The 17,191-nt window shown below is 64.4% G+C and carries 14 protein-coding genes; 10 read left to right on the plus strand and 4 right to left on the minus strand.

The genetic code is table 11. From position 1 onward, the window contains the following. Positions 1-115: 115 nt before the first annotated feature. The 5 genes from ACSVHC_RS18365 to ACSVHC_RS18385 all read left to right on the plus strand — a co-directional run bounded on the left by ACSVHC_RS18365 (position 116) and on the right by ACSVHC_RS18385 (position 5,603). Positions 116-1,582 (plus strand): hemolysin family protein, encoded by a 1,467-nt coding sequence (locus ACSVHC_RS18365; RefSeq protein WP_437770784.1) that lies wholly within the window; start codon positions 116-118, stop codon positions 1,580-1,582. Then, on the plus strand, positions 1,579-2,649 hold the full coding sequence (locus ACSVHC_RS18370) for a hemolysin family protein (RefSeq protein ID WP_345452788.1): 1,071 nt from the start codon (positions 1,579-1,581) through the stop codon (positions 2,647-2,649). The genes ACSVHC_RS18365 and ACSVHC_RS18370 overlap by 4 nt, the downstream gene beginning before the upstream one ends. A 125-nt stretch (positions 2,650-2,774) precedes the next feature. Then, entirely contained in the window at positions 2,775-3,731 is a 957-nt protein-coding gene (locus ACSVHC_RS18375) for a metal ABC transporter solute-binding protein, Zn/Mn family (RefSeq protein ID WP_437770783.1), read from the plus strand. Positions 3,732-3,851: 120 nt separating this feature from the next. Beyond that, complete coding sequence (locus tag ACSVHC_RS18380; RefSeq protein ID WP_437770782.1) at positions 3,852-4,685, plus strand: metal ABC transporter ATP-binding protein; 834 nt, start codon at positions 3,852-3,854, stop codon at positions 4,683-4,685. Next, complete coding sequence (locus tag ACSVHC_RS18385) at positions 4,686-5,603, plus strand: metal ABC transporter permease (protein WP_437770781.1); 918 nt, start codon at positions 4,686-4,688, stop codon at positions 5,601-5,603. Here the strand turns inward: ACSVHC_RS18385 and ACSVHC_RS18390 are convergent. After that, entirely contained in the window at positions 5,600-6,082 is a 483-nt protein-coding gene (locus tag ACSVHC_RS18390) for a Fur family transcriptional regulator (RefSeq protein WP_437770780.1), read from the minus strand. The genes ACSVHC_RS18385 and ACSVHC_RS18390 overlap by 4 nt on opposite strands. A gap of 108 nt (positions 6,083-6,190) precedes the next feature. Between ACSVHC_RS18390 and ACSVHC_RS18395 the strand changes: the two genes are divergently transcribed. After that, complete coding sequence (locus tag ACSVHC_RS18395; protein WP_437770779.1) at positions 6,191-6,847, plus strand: MBL fold metallo-hydrolase; 657 nt, start codon at positions 6,191-6,193, stop codon at positions 6,845-6,847. Between the two features lie 19 nt (positions 6,848-6,866). Here the strand turns inward: ACSVHC_RS18395 and cds1 are convergent, their stop codons facing one another. Further along, positions 6,867-7,955 (minus strand): L-cysteine desulfhydrase Cds1, encoded by a 1,089-nt coding sequence (gene cds1 / locus ACSVHC_RS18400; RefSeq protein ID WP_437770778.1) that lies wholly within the window; start codon positions 7,953-7,955, stop codon positions 6,867-6,869. 115 nt (positions 7,956-8,070) lie between these two features. On the opposite strand from cds1, the gene ACSVHC_RS18405 reads away from it, so the two are divergent. The 4 genes from ACSVHC_RS18405 (at position 8,071) to ACSVHC_RS18420 (ending at position 12,036) form a co-directional block, all read left to right on the plus strand. After that, on the plus strand, positions 8,071-8,925 hold the full coding sequence (locus ACSVHC_RS18405; RefSeq protein WP_437770777.1) for a sulfurtransferase: 855 nt from the start codon (positions 8,071-8,073) through the stop codon (positions 8,923-8,925). A 77-nt stretch (positions 8,926-9,002) separates the two neighbouring features. Beyond that, positions 9,003-10,199, plus strand: a complete 1,197-nt coding sequence (locus ACSVHC_RS18410; RefSeq protein WP_437770776.1) for an NAD(P)-dependent alcohol dehydrogenase — start codon at positions 9,003-9,005, stop codon at positions 10,197-10,199. Then, entirely contained in the window at positions 10,196-10,624 is a 429-nt protein-coding gene (locus ACSVHC_RS18415) for an HIT family protein (protein ID WP_437770775.1), read from the plus strand. The genes ACSVHC_RS18410 and ACSVHC_RS18415 overlap by 4 nt, the downstream gene beginning before the upstream one ends. Before the next feature lie 198 nt (positions 10,625-10,822). Next, a protein-coding gene (locus ACSVHC_RS18420; protein WP_437771182.1) for an IS3 family transposase occupies positions 10,823-12,036 on the plus strand; the annotation gives its coding sequence in 2 pieces (ribosomal slippage) (positions 10,823-11,084 and positions 11,084-12,036; 1,215 coding nt in all). A 145-nt stretch (positions 12,037-12,181) separates the two neighbouring features. Here ACSVHC_RS18420 and hrpA read toward each other — a convergent pair. Further along, positions 12,182-16,189 carry an ATP-dependent RNA helicase HrpA gene (hrpA, locus tag ACSVHC_RS18425; protein WP_437770774.1) on the minus strand — a complete coding sequence of 1,336 codons (4,008 nt, stop codon included), beginning with the start codon at positions 16,187-16,189 and terminating at the stop codon, positions 12,182-12,184. A gap of 13 nt (positions 16,190-16,202) precedes the next feature. Beyond that, positions 16,203-17,189 carry a helix-turn-helix transcriptional regulator gene (locus ACSVHC_RS18430; RefSeq protein ID WP_437770773.1) on the minus strand — a complete coding sequence of 329 codons (987 nt, stop codon included), beginning with the start codon at positions 17,187-17,189 and terminating at the stop codon, positions 16,203-16,205. Positions 17,190-17,191: the final 2 nt, after the last annotated feature.

Here is a 17,191-nt window from a genome sequence, read left to right on the forward strand (position 1 = left end):
CCGGCAGGCCGGCGGATAGTTCTTCCGCAGCGTCCGACCAACCTCCGCCGGGTCAACCAGCCATTAGTCTTCCTGGCGCCCTGCTCCAGCCGCTTGCACCATCCGGCGGCCTCTGATGGAGTGGCTTTTCCTTCTGGCCGGCGTGCTCCTTATTCTGGGTACCGGCTTCTTTGTCGCGGTCGAATTTTCGCTCGTGGCGCTGGACCAGTCAACGGTCCAAAGAGCGGTCGACGGCGGCGACCATGCCGCCGCGGCGTTGCTCAAATGCCTGAAATCCCTCTCCACCCAGCTCTCTAGCTGCCAATTGGGGATCACCCTCACCACCTTGTTGACCGGCTTCGTCATGGAGCCATCCGTCGGCTCCCTCCTGCACGGACCGCTGCTTTGGGCCGGGCTGCCTGAGGCCGCTGCGCAGTCCTTGTCACTCATCCTGGCCATGACCTTCGCCACCGTTTTGTCGATGCTGATCGGCGAACTCGTCCCGAAGAACATGGCCCTGGCCTTGGCATTCCCGCTGGGCCGGGCGTTGGCCCGCCCGCAACTGATGTTCACAGCCGTGTTCAAGCCCGCAATCGTTGTGCTTAATGGTTTCTCGAACAAGGTGCTCAACCTCGTGGGACTCGAGGCCAAAGAAGAGATCTCGGGTGCCCGCTCGCCTTCTGAACTGGCCTCCCTCGTGCGCCGTTCAGCAGAGCTGGGAACCCTCGACGCCGGCACGGCCAACTTTGTTGCCCGGACCCTGAACTTCTCGGCACGTACGGCGGCGGACGTCATGACGCCCCGCATCCGCATGGAAACCATCGACGCCGACCAGCCGGTATCGGACATCATCGAAGCGGCGCGGCGGACCGGATATTCGCGCTTCCCGGTCATCGGCGAATCGGCCGATGACATCCGGGGCGTGGTGCACATCAAGAAAGCCGTGTCCGTCCCGTCGGAACGCAGGAGCCGGCTGGAAGCCGGAGCAATCATGTCCGAGGTCCTCAGCGTTCCCGAGACCATCCACCTTGACGCTCTGCTTTTGGAACTTCGCGAGGGCAACCTGCAACTCGCGGTCGTGCTTGACGAGTACGGCGGAACCGCGGGGATCGCGACCCTTGAGGACCTGGTGGAGGAAATCGTCGGCGAAGTTGCGGATGAGCACGACAAAGTCCGTCCTGGACTGCTGCAGAGCGCCTCGGGGGACTGGTATTTCCCTGGACTCTTGCGCCCGGACGAGGTCAGCGAGCAGATCCCGGGCCTCACGGTTCCCGACGACCCCGCCTACGAGACCGTGGGTGGTTACGTCATGAGCCAACTTGGACGGATCGCGTTGGTAGGCGACGTCGTGGAGGCCGGAGGCGGCACCTTGGCCGTCACCCGTATGGACGGTCGCCGGATCGACCGCATTTGCTTCCACCCCACGGCGCCCGACACCGACGATGACGGCGACGACGATAAAGGCGCTACCCAAAGCGATTCGAGCGGATGGCAAAGCAGGAAGCAGGCGGGCAAACGGTTGAGTAAGGGCTCCGGCGGTTCGGCAGGCGATACCGTTGGCAACCCCATGGCCAAAACCAGTCGCAAAGGACGTGCCGCATGAGCGACTGGGTAGGAATCCTGTGGCTCGTGGTGCTGTTGATCGGCAACGCCTTCTTTGTCGGCGCGGAGTTTGCCGTGATGTCCGCACGCCGCAGCCAGATTGAGCCTTTGGCCCAACGCGGTTCCAAACGCGCGCAGACGACTCTGTACGCGATGGAACACGTCTCGCTGATGTTGGCGTGTGCCCAGCTCGGCATCACCGTGTGTTCCTTGCTGATTCTCCTCGTGGCCGAGCCTGCCATCCACCATTTGCTGGGGGCGCCGCTGGAGTCCGTAGGTGTCCCTGTTGAGTTGGCAGACGTTATCGCTTTTGCGGTTGCCTTGCTTGCGGTCACCTTCCTGCATGTGACCTTTGGCGAGATGGTACCCAAGAACATCTCTGTTTCGGTCGCAGACAAGGCCGCGTTGCTGCTGGCGCCGCCATTGGTCCACGTGGCCCGTTTCGTGAAGCCCGTCATCTGGACTCTGAACTGGCTGGCAAACCGCATCCTTCGACTGATGAAAATCGAGCCCAAGGACGAGGTGACCTCCTCCTTCACGCTCGAAGAAGTGCAGTCGATCGTGCAGGAATCGACCCGCCACGGGCTCGTTGACGACGACGCCGGCTTGCTGAGCGGCGCTTTGGAATTTTCCGAGCACACCGCGGCGCACATCATGGTGCCGCTGGACAAACTGGTAACGCTCAAGCCCGGCTCTACGCCGCGGCAACTCGAGAAGGCGGTCAGCCGCACCGGTTTCTCCCGCTTCCCCGTGTTGGACGACGACGGCGAGTTGACCGGTTACCTGCACATCAAGGATGTGCTGTCCATCCCCGAGGAAGGACGCCGCTATCCGATCGCGGAAAGCCGGATCCGGTCCCTCGTGAACCTCGCACCCGAGGACGAAATTGAAGATGCCATGGCAGTGATGCAGCGGACCGGCTCGCACTTGGGCCGTGTCGTGGGGACCGGCGGCGCGACCCTGGGAGTGTTGTTCCTGGAGGACGTTATCGAGCAGCTTGTGGGCGAGATCCGTGACGCCACCCAGGCCAGGGGAATCCGGCGGCTGGGCGGACCCGAGTCAGCGTAGCCTCCTGCCGGCCCCAAGGGGCCGGCAGGACCCGGCTGGAATTCTAAATAGGAATCATTCCCATTTGTGGGTACACTCATTTGAGTCCCCCTGTTGTGCTTGATTCGGTAGATCCGAGGTTTCCCGTGCGCCGTACCGCCGCCCGTCTTTCCCTTGCCGCAGTGCCTGCTGCGTGCGCGGCCGTTGCCGTCCTGCTTGCCGCATGCTCGGCACCCGCCGCGACGGCGCCGTCGTCGTCCTCCGGAGTGATCGACGTCGTCGCCTCCACCAGCGTGTACGGCGACATCGCCAAGAGCGTCGGCGGTGACAAGGTGTCTGTCACGTCCATCATCAACAAGACCAGCCAGGATCCGCACTCCTACGAGGCAAGCACCCAGGACAAACTGGCCGTCTCCAAAGCCCAATTGGTGATCGACAACGGCGCGGGCTACGACGACTTCTTCAGCAAGCTGGCCGATGACAGCAAGGTGGCTGCGGACAAGACGATCACTGCGGTCAACGTTTCGGGGCTCCTTCCCGCGGCGACGAGCAGCACATCCGCCTCAGCGGTGCCGGAAGGGTTCAACGAGCACGTCTGGTATAATTTCGACGCCATGGCGAAAGTGGCCGACGCCGTCGCTGCGAAGCTTGGAAGCCTGAATGCGGCCGATGCCAGGACCTTTACTGCCAACGCCGACAAGTTCAAGTCCTCGCTGACCGGACTCAGCGCAAAAGTCGCTGAAATCAAGTCATCCAAGGGTTCCGCTCCGGTCGCCATCACGGAGCCTGTTCCCGGGTATTTGCTTGAAGCTGCAGGCTTGGAGAACAAGACGCCGGAGGAATTCAGCCACGCCATTGAGGTCGGCTCGGACGTTCCCCCGGCAGCAGTCAAAGAAACGAGCGATCTGATTTCGTCGAAGTCCGTTCGCTTCGTGGCGTACAACGAACAGACTGCAAGCGCCGAGACGGAAAAGCTGAAGGCCGCCGCAACCGCCGCCGGTGTTCCGGTGATCGGTTTCACCGAGACACTTCCCGAGGGCAAGGACTACATCGCCTGGATGACGGACAATGTGGGCAACGTTGCCGCTGCCCTGAACAAGTAAACGGCGCCGGAAAATAAGAACAGACCGGCCCCGCAATCGTCCTAAGATATACAGGGCGGCTGCGGGGCCCTCTCTATTCATCCAAGAGCAGGCCACCAGCACCATCGCTTCGCGAACCCCATGGATCGAGGAATCTTTTTGACACCGGTAGTGAGCCTTCGCGGCGCGGGCCTCCAGTTTGGCCAACGGGCCCTCTGGAAGGACCTCGACGTGGACATCCAGGCGGGTGAGTTCTTCGCTGTGCTCGGCCCCAACGGCAGCGGCAAGACCAGCTTCCTCAAAGTCCTCCTCGGTTTGCAGCAGCTTCACTCGGGGACGGTGACCGTGGCCGGACGTCCCGTGGAACGTGGCAGCCGGAAGATCGGCTACATTCCGCAGCAGAAGTCCTTTGCTCCGGATACGCCCTTGCGTGCCAGGGACCTGGTTGCCCTCGGCGTCGACGGCCACCGCTGGGGCCTGCGGATCAAGGCCAAAGCCGTCAATGAACGCGTCGACTCGCTCCTGGACTTGGTGGGGGCGAGCGACTACGCCCGCGTGCCGCTTGGCCAATTGTCCGGCGGCGAGCAACAGCGGCTCCGTGTTGCGCAAGCCCTTGCCGCGGCGCCTGAACTCCTGCTCTGTGACGAACCGCTGCTGTCCTTGGACCTGCACCACCAGCAGGCCGTGAGTGCCCTCATCAACCAGCAATGCCACGAGCGGAACAGCGCCGTCGTGTTCGTGACCCACGAGATCAACCCGGTCATCGACTACGTCGACCGGGTTCTCTACCTTGCAGGCGGCAGGTTCCGGGTCGGAACACCGGAGGAGGTCATGACCACCGAGGTCCTGTCCGAGCTGTACAACAGCCGCGTTGAGGTCATCCGCGCGAACGGCAGGATCGTCGTCGTCGGGCTTCCGGACGCGACGACCCACTACCACGATGACGCCCACGCGGGTGTGGAGGAAGGTCACTAAATGGATCTCGGAAGCATCCTGCACACCATCTTCAACTTTGAAAACTATGGCGAACTGCTGGCGCTCGTCCAGAATTCCATCTGGGCCGGTGCAGTCCTAGGCCTGCTCGGCGGGCTCATCGGCACTTTCGTCATGAAGCGGGACCTCGCCTTCGCGGTGCACGGCATTTCGGAGTTGTCCTTCGCCGGTGCCTCCTTCGCCCTGCTCATCGGGGCGGACATCATTTTAGGTTCGCTCGCGGGATCCGTCGCGGCTGCGCTGCTTCTGGGACTCATGGGCGTCCGGGCGCGGGACAAGAACTCGATCATTGGCGTCATCATGCCGTTCGGGCTGGGCCTTGGCATCTTGTTCCTGGCCCTCTACCAGGGCCGGGCTGCCAACAAGTTCGGGCTACTGACCGGCCAGATCGTTTCGGTGGATACTGTCCAGCTCCAGGTCCTGGCAGGCACGGCTGTGGTGGTCATGCTCGCACTGGCCGCAATTTGGCGCCCGCTCAGCTTCGCGAGCGTGGACCCCGAGATGGCGGAAGCCAGGGGAGTGCCTGTCCGTGGCTTGGCGATTGCCTTCATGGTGTTGCTCGGCGTCAGCGTTGCCCTGTCCATCCAGATAGTCGGCGCGCTTCTGGTCCTGGCATTGTTGATCACGCCCGCGGCTGCTGCCCTGCGGGTGACTACTTCGCCGCGGCTCGTGGTCTTGTTGAGCGTGGTTTTTGCGATTACCGCCACAGTGGGTGGAATTCTCCTGGCGCTCGGCAGCCGGATTCCGATCAGCCCGTATGTCACCACTTTGTCGTTCCTGATCTATGTGGTGTGCCGGATCATCGGCAACGTACGGGCCAAACGGGGAATCAACGGCAGGATCGTCCGTCCCCACGCCGCCGTGGGCCAGGCCGTCCAGGACCAGGCGGTAGCCGGCTAGAGCAGGCCCGCAGCCTTCTTAGCAGTGCACTCAGGGCAGAGACCGAAAATCTCCACCGTGTGCGCCACTTCGGTGTAGCCGTTCTCGGCAGCCACCCGGGCCGCCCACGTCTCGACGGCTGGAGCTTCCACTTCGACGGCCTTGCCGCAATTGCGGCACAGCAGGTGGTGGTGGTGGCCCGTGACGGCACAGCGGCGGTAGACGGCTTCGCCATCGGCATTTCTCAGCACATCGATAAGGCCGTCGTCGGCAAGCGACTGCAGAATGCGGTACGCCGTTGCCAGCGACACCGAAACGCCCTGGTTCTGGAGCAGCCGGTACAGTTCCTGCGTGCTCACGAAGTCGTCAAGTTCGTCCAGGGCGGCGCTGACCGCAAGGCGTTGCTTGGTGACGCGCTGCTCCTTGACGGCGGGATCCTTCGCATCCGGAAGCGACCGGGCTGCGGGCCCGGACGTGGCGGCATGGGCGCCCTGTGACATTCGTGGACTCATTTCGATGTGGATGTTCGCAAATACCAACGTTACCAGCAGGCCACGCTCCGACGTCGGTTCGTGGACACCATTGGAGGCCCGCCCTAGGCTGGCTGCATGAAGCTCACCAAGTTCACCCACGCTTGTGTCCGCCTGCAAAAGGACAGCCAGGTCCTCGTGATCGACCCCGGGACTTTTTCCGAGTCCGAGGAAGCCCTCGCCGGCGCCCACGCGGTGCTGATCACCCATGAGCACGCTGACCACGTTGACGCGGACGCCGTCGTCGGGGCCCTCAAGGGAAACCCCGGACTGCAGGTGCACGCACCCTCGGGAGTCGCTTCCCAGCTGGCCGTGAAGGCGGGCGACGGCGGCGATCGGGTACACGCCGTCGAACCCGGGACGTCCTTTGAAGCGGGGGGCTTCGCGATTCGTTCCTTCGGAGGCCAACATGCCCTCATCCACCCGCAGATTCCGGTCGTGGCCAACATCGGCTACCTCGTGGACGAAAACGTCTTCCACCCGGGGGACTCGTTCGTTGTCCCTGATGGCATCGCCGTACAAACCCTGCTGGTGCCAATCCATGCGCCGTGGTCAAAAGTGGGCGAGGTGGTTGACTTCGTGATCGCGGTCCGCGCGCCCAAGGCCTATCCGGTCCACGATGGCCTGCTCAACGAACTGGGACGCGGATTGGTGGAGGCCCATGTGACCAGGATCGGCGCGAAGTACGGTACCAGCTATGCCAGGTTGTCGCCGCGGGAATCGGTGGAGGTCTAGCTCAGTCCGCCGCGGGCGCCTACATCCTGGGCGGCCAGATGCCTGTCTCGAAGAAGTCAGCCAGCACGGCCTCGTACGGGGCCGGATCCAGTCCACGCTCGGCTAGCCAGTCCGGGTTGTAGTAGCTCCCCGCGTAGCGATCGCCGGCGTCGCACATGAGCGACACAATGCTGCCGCGCTTTCCCTGGGCCACCATCTCGGCAATCAGTTGGCAAACGCCCCACAGGTTGGTTCCCGTGGAAGGCCCGGCGTGCAGCCCGGCCAGCCTGCGGAGGTGCCGCATAGCGGCCACCGAGGCCGCATCGGGAACCTGGATCATGGTGTCGATGACGGCCGGGACGAAGCTGGGCTCCATGCGCGGCCGTCCGATGCCTTCGATCCTGGAGGGCATGCCCGTCGAGTAGTCCGGGACGCCGTCGCGCCATCCGGGATAGAACGCGGAATTTTCGGGATCGACCACTGCCAGCCGGGTCGAGTGGCAGTGGTACCGCAAGTACCGGCCGATGGTGGCGCTGGTTCCGCCGGTGCCGGCGCCCACCACGATCCACTCGGGCACCGGATGCTCTTCGAGGGCCAGCTGCTCGAAGATCGATTCCGCGATGTTGTTGTTGCCCCGCCAGTCGGTGGCGCGCTCAGCAAAAGTGAATTGGTCCATGTAGTAACCGCCGGAAGTCCGGGCAACCTCCTCGGCCATCGCATAGACCTCCGAGGCGTGGTCCACGAGGAGGCAGGCGCCACCGAACTCTTCGATGAGGGCGATCTTTTCGGGGCTGGTAGTGCGGGTCATCACGGCGATGAACGGAAGCCCGATCAGCCTGGCGAAGTACGCCTCGGACACAGCGGTACTCCCGCTGGAAGCCTCAACAATGGTGGTCCCTTCCGTGATCCAGCCGTTGACCAGGCCGTAGAGGAAGAGCGAGCGGGCCAAGCGATGCTTGAGGCTGCCCGAACGGTGCGTGGACTCGTCCTTGAGGTAGAGCTGGACACCCCAGTGTTCCGGGAGTGGCACCGCGTAGAGGTGCGTGTCCGCCGAGCGGTTATTCTCGGCTTCGATGCGTCGGATTGCCTCGCTGGCCCATGCCCGGTCCTGGTTGCGTAGAGTGCTCACCGATCCAGCCTACCGGCGGCGACGGCCGCCCAAGGATAGGCTGGTAGCCGGTTGGCAGCTGCACGGCGGCAGCTTCCACGTCGTTTGGTAGACACAGCGAAACGAAGGAGATTTGATGGCCACGATCATTGACGTAGCCTCGCTCAAGGACCGCATGGACGCGGGTAAGCGGACTGTTTTGCTCGACGTTCGGTGGGTGTTGGGCGATCCGCACGGCCATTCGCACTTCCGCCAGGCCCACATTCCCGGCGCGGTCTATGTGGACCTGCACAACGAACTCGCCGATCCATCGGCCGAGGGCCGGGGCAGGCACCCGTTGCCGCCCACCGCTGCGCTGCAGCGGAGCGCCCGGGCCTGGGGCATCAACGACGGCGATACCGTGGTTGCGTACGACGACAGCGGCAGCACCGCCGCGGCGCGGTTGTGGTGGCTGCTTCGGGACGCCGGTTTCCACTCCGTCTTCCTGCTCGACGGCGGATTGGGGGCCTGGCGCGCGGCCGGCCACCCGTTGGCGCAGGACGAGCAGCCGCCGGTTCCTGGCGATGTGGTGCTGGGACACGGCCACATGGATGCGATCACCATGGACGAGGCAGCGGAGTGGCACAACCACGGAATTCTTCTCGATGCCCGGGCCGGGGAGCGCTACCGCGGCGAAATCGAACCCATTGATCCCCGCGCGGGACACATTCCCGGCGCGCTGAGCGCCCCCACAGCCGGAAACCTCGGACCGGACGGCACGTTCCTCCGCGCAGCCCAGCTCCGCAATAGATTTGCGGCCCTGGGCATCGACGAGGGCAGCAAGGTAGCGGTTTACTGCGGCTCCGGCGTAACGGCAGCCCACGAGATCGCTGCCCTGGAAATCGCCGGATTCAGGGCGGCACTCTTCCCGGGCTCCTTTTCGCAGTGGTCCTCGCTCGACTCCAACCAGGTGCTCACTGGAGCAGCGCCGCTGGGATCTGCGGGTCAGTGAACCATGGCCGAAGCGAAGCCGGAGGGCGTGGCAGCGCAGAGTGGCAATAAATCAGCCCGCAGGGGTAGCGTCGAGGCATGACTCCCGGACGCCCCGTTCCTCCACCCCTTGGCAAGCCGCTCGTCGTGGCTGACGAGACAGCGGAGGCCGCCTCATCAACACCCGGCGCGCCATCAACACCCGGTGCGCACGGCACGCCGACACTGGCGGCCGCATACGGCGCCACTTCTGCGGACAGCGGTCTTGTCCCGCTGACCGTGGCCCGCCGCGTTCCCAAGGAAGACGACGTCGAGATCGAGATCGATTTCTGCGGCCTCTGCCACTCCGATGTCCACGCGACACGGGGCGAATGGGGGGCCCAGGACTATCCGCTGGTCCCCGGCCACGAAATCGTGGGCCGGGTCCGCAGCGTTGGCTCCGCCGTCGACGACTTCGCGCCGGGAGACCTGGTGGGCGTCGGCTGCATGGTGGACTCCTGCCGCGAGTGCGGCAGCTGCCTCGAAGGCCTGGAGCAGTATTGCGAACGCGGAAACGTCGGCACCTATGGGGTGAAGGACGCGCGGAACGGCAACTCCATCACCCAGGGCGGGTACTCCACCTCGGTGGTGGTTGACCGCCGCTTCGTGCTCCGGGTGCCAGAGGGCCTTGACCCTGCAGCGGCGGCGCCGTTGCTCTGCGCGGGTATCACGACCTACTCGCCGCTGCGCTACTTCGACGTCGAGGAGGGTGACGTCGTAGGCGTCGTCGGACTCGGCGGGCTGGGCCACATGGCGGTCAAGATTGCGAAGGCCATGGGGGCGCACGTAGTGGTCTTCACCACCTCGGAGGCCAAGTTCGAGGCGGCAATAGAACTTGGCGCCGACGACGTGATCCTCTCGAAGGATCCCGAGGCAATGGAAGGCGCCAACCGCACCATCGACGTCATTATCGACACTGTGGCGGCCCCCCATGACCTCAACCCGTACTTTCGCACCTTGCGGCTGAACGGGGCCCTCTTCCAATTGGGGCTCCCTCCCACGGACATGCCCCCCGTCAGCCCCGGCGCGCTGATCCGGCGCCGCCTCTCCTATGCAGGCTCGTTGATCGGCGGTATTGCCGAGACCCAGGAAATGCTGGACTTCTGTGCCGAGCACGGCGTAGTAAGCGACGTCGAAGTCGTTACTGCCCGGCAACTCAACGAAGCCTACGACCGCATGGTTGCCGGCGACGTCAAATACCGTTTCGTCCTCGATACCAAGACCCTTCAGCCCGCTTCGGAAAAGGCAGACGTATGAGCACCCTGTTTACCAAGATCATCAACGGCGAGATTCCCGGACGTTTTGTCTGGAAGGACGACGACGTCGTCGGCTTCCTGACCATCGCCCCGCTTACAGACGGCCACACGCTCGTGGTGCCGCGCCAAGAGGTGGACCGCTGGACCGACGTCCCCCCTGAGCTCCTCAACAAAGTCATGTCCGTCGCGCAGACAATCGGCAAGGCACAAGTGGAGGCGTTTGGCGCACCACGGGCAGGCCTCTCCGTAGTGGGATTCGAAGTGGAGCACTTCCACGTGCACGTCTTCCCGGCAACCTCCCTGGCCGATTTCGACTTCGGAACCGTAGAGCACAACCCGGACCCTGCGCGGCTCGACGCGAACGCGGCGAAACTCCGCGCCGGCCTCGTCGCCGCCGGGCACCGAGAGTTCGTTCCGGCGGATTGAGGCCCGGAGAAGCCGCCGAAGTGGCAGCACCCTTGCGGTCCGGCGACCCGGTTCCGGGGTGACGCTCGCTCACCTATGTGGTGTTTTTCTCAAACGCTCGCTCACCTATGTGGTGTTTTTCTCAAACGCTCGCTCACCTCTGGCAGGAATGCGGCCGTATGGTTTTGTGAGACAGCTTGATGGGAGCCTCAGTTTCAGATGACCACCCGCAGAAAGACATACGACGCCGCGTTCCGGGAGGAATCGGTTCGACTGGTTTTGTCTTCGGACCGGCCGGTGAAGCAGATCGCGCAGGAGATCGGGGTGAAGGAAAGCACGCTGGGAAACTGGGTACACAAGTCCCGGGACAAGCAACCGGACACCCCTGCCCAGCCCGAGGACCGGGGGCCGGTGGCGTGGGATGAACACCAGAAAGCGCTGGCCGAAAACGCCAGGTTGAAGGCCGAGGTCGAGTTCCTGGGAAAAGTCAGCGCCTTCTTTGCCGCGAAGCAAAAGTAGAGGATTTCTACGAGTTCATCGAAGCGGAGAAGGCCAACCATCCCGTGGTGTGGCTATGCCGGAAATTGAACGTCTCCCGGGCCTCCTATTACCGGTGGCGCAAACCTGCCGGCCCTTCACCGCGCACCGTGCGGCACGGGGAGCTGGTCACCGCGGTCACCAAGCTCTACACGAAGGAGTCCGGGCGTGCCGGGCGGGACCAGCTGACCCGGCTCCTGAACGCGGCCGGGACCAAGGTCTCCGCCCCGACCGTGGGGGCCATCATGCGCGAGCACGGCCTGCGGGCCATCCGCACCCAGGCCTGGAAAAAGACCACGCTCCAGGACCCGCAGGCCAAGACCGCCCACATCCAGAACCACATGCTCGATGACCAGGGCAGGCGCGACTTCACCTCCGCGGTGCCCGGGACCCGGCTGGTCGGGGACATCACCTACCTGCGCACCGGCGAGGGCTGGCTCTACCTGGCCACGGTCATCGACCTGTTCTCCGGGATGGTCATCGGCTGGGCCATGGCCGAACACATGCGCGCCAGCCTGTGCACCGCGGCCCTGCGGATGGCCCGGAACCACGGCCACCTCATCGGCGGCCCAGTCGTCTTCCACTCCGACCGGGGCACCCAGTACACCTCGGAGGAATTCCAACGATGGTGCGCCCAGAACGAGGTCACCCAGTCCATGGGCAAGGTGGGGGTGTGCTGGGACAACGCGGTCGCCGAGAACTTCTTCTCACACCTCAAGACCGAGTTCTACCACCACCACCGCTTCGGTTCCAGGCTCACCGCACGGACCGCCGTGATGGACTACATCGAGGGCTGGTACAACCGCCGCCGACCCAACCGACGGGCCGGCGGCATCCCGCCAGCCACCGCCCACGCAAACCACCACACCAGCGTCCAGGAACCCCTGGCCGCCTAACCAAAACAAACAACGAAAATGTCTCAAAAACTTGACGACCGCAGAATGCGGCGGTATAGGTGAGCGAGCGTCGGGGGAAGGCGTGTATAGGTGAGCGAGCGTCGGGGGGAAGGCGTGTATAGGTGAGCGAGCGTCGGCGCCCCGGTTACGCGGGTGCCAGCGCCTGGTTGAGAACCGTCCGGATGCGCTTTTCCGAGACGGAGTAGGCCGTGCCGAGCTCGACGGCGAAAAGGCTCACGCGCAGCTCCTCGATCATCCAGCGCACCCGTGTTAACTCAGCTCCTGCCCGTCGGCCCGGCAGCAGCGCGGAGACGGCGTCGTCGTAGTCGTCTTCCAACGCCTGAACTACCGACATGTTCAGCCCGTCGCGCTGGACATTGTTCGGGAGCTTTTCGAGGCGCTTCTCGATTCCGGCCAGATACCGGGGCAGCTGGCTCAATTGGGCGTAGCCCGTCCGTGCCACAAAACCGGGGAACACGAGCTGCTCCAGCTGGCTCTTCATGTCGTTGAGCGCGCTGATCAAGGCGAGGCTCGTGCTGCCCTTGAGTTGCTTCTCTATCCGCCGGGTGCTCCCCAAAATGCGTTCGACGACGGCGGTCACCGTGAAGACGGTGTCGATCAGTTCCGCGCGGACCAGTTCGTACAGGGCATCGAACGCCGCCTTGTCCCAAGGAAGTTCGGCCGGAGTCAGCTTGTCGACGGCCGCCAGGACGCAGTCCGCGATCAAGGCGCTCACCGAGCCGTGAGGGTTCTGGCTGAACGTCAACTTCTCCGTGTTGTTCAGATGTTCCAGGACGTAGCGGTCCGGGGCGGGAACGCGCAGGGCGAGCAGCCGGATAACGCCGCCGCGCATTGCCGGTTCCTGCTCCGCCCGGGTCTGGAACACGCGCAACGCAACGGATTTTCCCTCATCCACGAGAGCGGGAAAGCCCGTGACATCGTGCCCCTTCACCGTGCGCGTCACTTGGCGTTCGATAGCTCCGAAAGTCCACTCGGTCAGCCCGGTTTGCTCGGACAGGAAACCGGCGGACTGCTGGGTCGTCCCGCCGCGGCCGTTTCCGCCGCTTGATCCGGTACCGCCGGCATTTGGGGCGCCCTTCGGACCGTTGGCGCGTGCCGTCGTCGCCGGTGTTGCCCCGAGGGATTCGGCGATGGCCCGGCGGGTAGCCGGGGCAAGCTGTTCCTGGAGTGCGGCGAGGTCCTTGCCTTCGTCGAGCACCTTGCCGCGGCTGTCCACTACCTTGAAGCTGACGCGGAGGTGCGCCGGCACAGCGTCCCAATTCCACGATCCCGGAGGAATGATGTGTCCCCGGATACGGCGCAGCACCAGCTCGAGCGAGGTTTCAAGATCGTCCGTGGCGGGATCGAAGTCGGTTTCCAAGGCAGCAGCCGCTCGCCGGGCCACGTCCGGGGCCGGCACGAAGTTCTTGCGGATCTGTTTGGGCAGCGACTTGATCAAGGCGGTAACGAGCTCCACCCGCTGGCCGGGTATCTGCCATCGGAAGGCGGCGTCGTCGAGCTGGTTGAGGAACAGCACGGGAACCTCGGCTGTGACGCCGTCCGAGGGATTGGGCGGGGAACCGGGAGCTACCGGATGGAACTCGTAGCTCAGGGGCAGCTCAAAGCCCTTGTGCAGCCAGGTTTTCGGGTAGGCGGAATCGTCCAGCGCTTCGGCGTCCTCGCTGATGAGCAGCGATTGGTCGAAGTCCAACAAGGTGGGGTCCTGCTGGCGGGCTTCCTTCCACCATTTGTCGAAGTGGCGTTCGGAAACCACGTCCTTGCCGATCCTGGCGTCGTAGAACTCGAACAACGTGTGGTCATCCACCAGGATGTCCCGGCGGCGCATCCGCGTCTCGAGTTCCTCGATCTCGTGGAGCAAGGCGCGGTTGCGGTGGAAGAATTTGTGGTGGGTCTTCCAGTCGCCTTCTACCAGGGCATGCCGGATGAAGAGTTCGCGGCAGAGCTCGGGGTCGATCCTGCCGTAGTTGATGCGGCGGTTCGGGATGATGGGAACTCCGTAGAGCATCACCTTCTCGTGCGCCATGACCAAGCCCGTCCGGGTGGACCAGTGGGGTTCGCTGTAGGAGCGCTTCACGAGATCGGGTGCAACTTGCTCGGCCCACAAGGGATCGAATTTCGCCGCGACCCGGGCCCAGAGCCGGCTTGTTTCAACCAATTCCGCGGCCATCACGAAAGCGGGCGACTTCTTGAACAGCGCCGAGCCCGGGAAGATGGCGAATCGGCTGCCTCGTGCTCCGGCGTATTCGCGCTTGCGTTCATCCAGCATGCCGATGTGGCTCAGTAGCCCCGAGAGCAGGCTGATGTGGATTCCCTCGTTGTTGCCTACGGGGTCGGCCTCGCGCTTGTTGTCGATGGTGATTCCCAGCGGCTTGGCGAGCTGGCGCAATTGTTGGAAGAGATCCTGCCATTCGCGGACGCGCAGGTAGTTGATGAACTCGTTCCTGCACAGCCGGCGGAACTGCGTGGAGGAGAGCTCCTGTTGCTTTTCCTGGATGTAGTTCCACAGATTCAGGAATCCGGTGAAGTCCGAGTTCTCGTCCCGGAAGCGCGCGTGCTTCTCGGCGGCAAGCTGTTGCTTATCGCTCGGGCGCTCGCGCGGATCCTGGATGGTCAAGGCAGCTGCCAGGATCATGACTTCCTTGACGCAGCCGCGCTTTCCGGCTTCCACAATCATCCTGCCGAGCCGGGGGTCGACCGGGAGTTGGGCCAATTTCTGCCCGACGGCGGTCAGGCCGCCCCGGTTTTCTGCGCCGCCCCCCGTGCGCGCGTTGCCGCCGTCGATGGCCGGGGGAGCGCCGCCGTCGCCCGTGCGCGCGGCGCTGAGGGCGCCGAGTTCGCGCAGCAGCGTGACGCCGTCGTTGATGGCACGGGAGTCCGGCGGCTCAACAAAGGGGAAGTTCTCGACGTCCTTGGGGCCGCGGGCAACGCCCATGGCGGTCATCTGCAGGATGACCGCGGCAAGGTTGGTCCTCAGGATCTCCGGATCAGTGAACGGTGGGCGGGACTCGAAGTCTTCCTCGGAATAGAGCCGGATGGCGATACCCTCGGACACGCGACCGCAGCGGCCGGAACGCTGGCTTGCCGATGCCTGCGAAACACGTTCGATCGGCAGCCGTTGCACTTTGGTGCGGTGCGAGTAACGCGAGATGCGGGCCGTGCCGGTGTCGATGACGTATTTGATGCCCGGCACCGTCAGGGAAGTTTCCGCGACGTTGGTGGCAAGGATGATCCGCCGTTTGCCGCCCGGGTTGAAGACCCTGTGCTGCTCCTGCAGGCTCAAACGGGCAAACAACGGGAGGACCTCCGTGCCCGCCAGCCTGCGGTTGGCTTGGATCCGGCCGTTCAGGGCTTCCGCCGCGTCGCGGATTTCGCGCTCGCCGGAGAAGAACACCAGGATGTCTCCCGGAGCCTCAAGGGCGAGCTCGTCGACGGCGTCGCACACGGCGTCGAGGGGATCGCGGTCCTCCTCAAGCTCGTCGTCGGAAGCGTCCTCATCTTCGCCGGAGGCACTGCCGCCGGCTGGTTGGGACAGCGGACGGTAGCGGATTTCCACCGGGTAGGTCCTGCCCGAGACCTCGATGATAGGCGCAGGTTCGTCTTCGCTGCCGAAATGCTTCGCGAAACGCTGGGGATCGATGGTGGCCGAGGTGATGATGACCTTCAGGTCCGGCCTTTGCGGCAGGATCCGCTTGAGGTAGCCCAGGATGAAGTCGATGTTGAGGCTGCGCTCGTGTGCCTCGTCGATGATGATGGCGCTGTACTTGCGCAGGAGCTTGTCCCGCTGGATCTCGGCCAACAGGATGCCGTCGGTCATCAGCTTGATTTTGGTAGCCCTGCTGACTTCGCCGGTGAAACGGACCTGGAAGCCCACTTCCTGGCCTATCTCCACGCCCATTTCGAAGGCGATGCGTTCGGCAACGGTACGCGCGGCAAGGCGGCGCGGCTGGGTGTGGCCGATCAAGCCCTTGTCCCCGAGGCCGAGTTCCAGGCACATTTTGGGGATCTGGGTTGTCTTGCCGGAACCGGTTTCGCCGGCGATGATGGTCACTTGGTTTGCGGCGATGGCCGCCATCAAGTCCTCGCGGCGCTCGGAGACGGGCAGCTCTGCGGGGTAGGAAATTTGAAGTGTCATGGCTGCTGACAGTCTACTGTGGCGGCGCGTCGCCTTGCAGTGCGTGCTTCCCGGCGGCTTTTTCCAATCGCCCGGCCATGGTGCGGGCGTACTCCTTGAATTCCTCCGGGGAGATGATCTCAAAGTCCATGTCCAGCGCTGCGAGGTGCGCCGCCGGCTGCGCCAGGCTGTCCCAGCCGGCACGGAGCAGGGTGGCGTTCCCGCCGTCGTCGCTCAAGCTCGCGAGCTGCGGACCGACGACGGCGGCCACCTCGCCGATGGGGGCGTGGAGGCGCACGACGACGTCGTAACGGTACGGCGAGCGGGTCACGGAGCGCTGGACGTAGTCCGCGAGGTCCTTGGCCGGCAGGGGGCGCGGCACATACTTCTTCCGTTCCGCCGGAAGCGTGGCGATGCGGTCGGCACGGAACGTGCGCCAGTCTTCCCGGTCCACATCCCACGCGACGAGGTACCAGCGCCGCCCGGTGTCCACCAGCCGGTATGGCTCCACTAGACGCCGGCCAGCGTCGCCGTCAGCCTTGACATAGTCGAAACTGAGTTGTCGCTTGTCCGCGATCGCCGCAGAGACCACGGTGAGTTGCTGGGGGTCTACCGACGCCGCGTTGCTGGGCAACGTGGTGACCGCGGCCTTGAGCATCGCGAACTTCGGGCGGAGACGCGCGGGCAGCACCTGCTCGAGCTTGGCCAAGGCTCGAACCGACGCTTCGCCGATACCGGCGACCGGACCCGCCGCCACGGAGTTGAGCCCCAGAGCGACGGCGAGTGCTTCATTGTCGTCGAGCAGCAACGGCGGGAGCTGCGCCCCGGCGCCCAGCTGGTAGCCGCCGGCTATGCCCGGCGAAGCGTGGATGGGGTAGCCGAGGTTCCGGAGCTTGTCGATGTCCCGGCGGACGGTGCGCTCGGTGACACCCATCCGCTTGGCCAATGCCGGGCCGGTCCATTCACGCCGGACCTGCAGCAAGGACAGCAATTGCAGCAGCCTGGCGGACGTCTGGATCATGG

Origin of the sequence: Arthrobacter sp. KNU-44, assembly GCF_051843155.1 — a bacterium.
Lineage (GTDB): Bacteria > Actinomycetota > Actinomycetes > Actinomycetales > Micrococcaceae > Arthrobacter.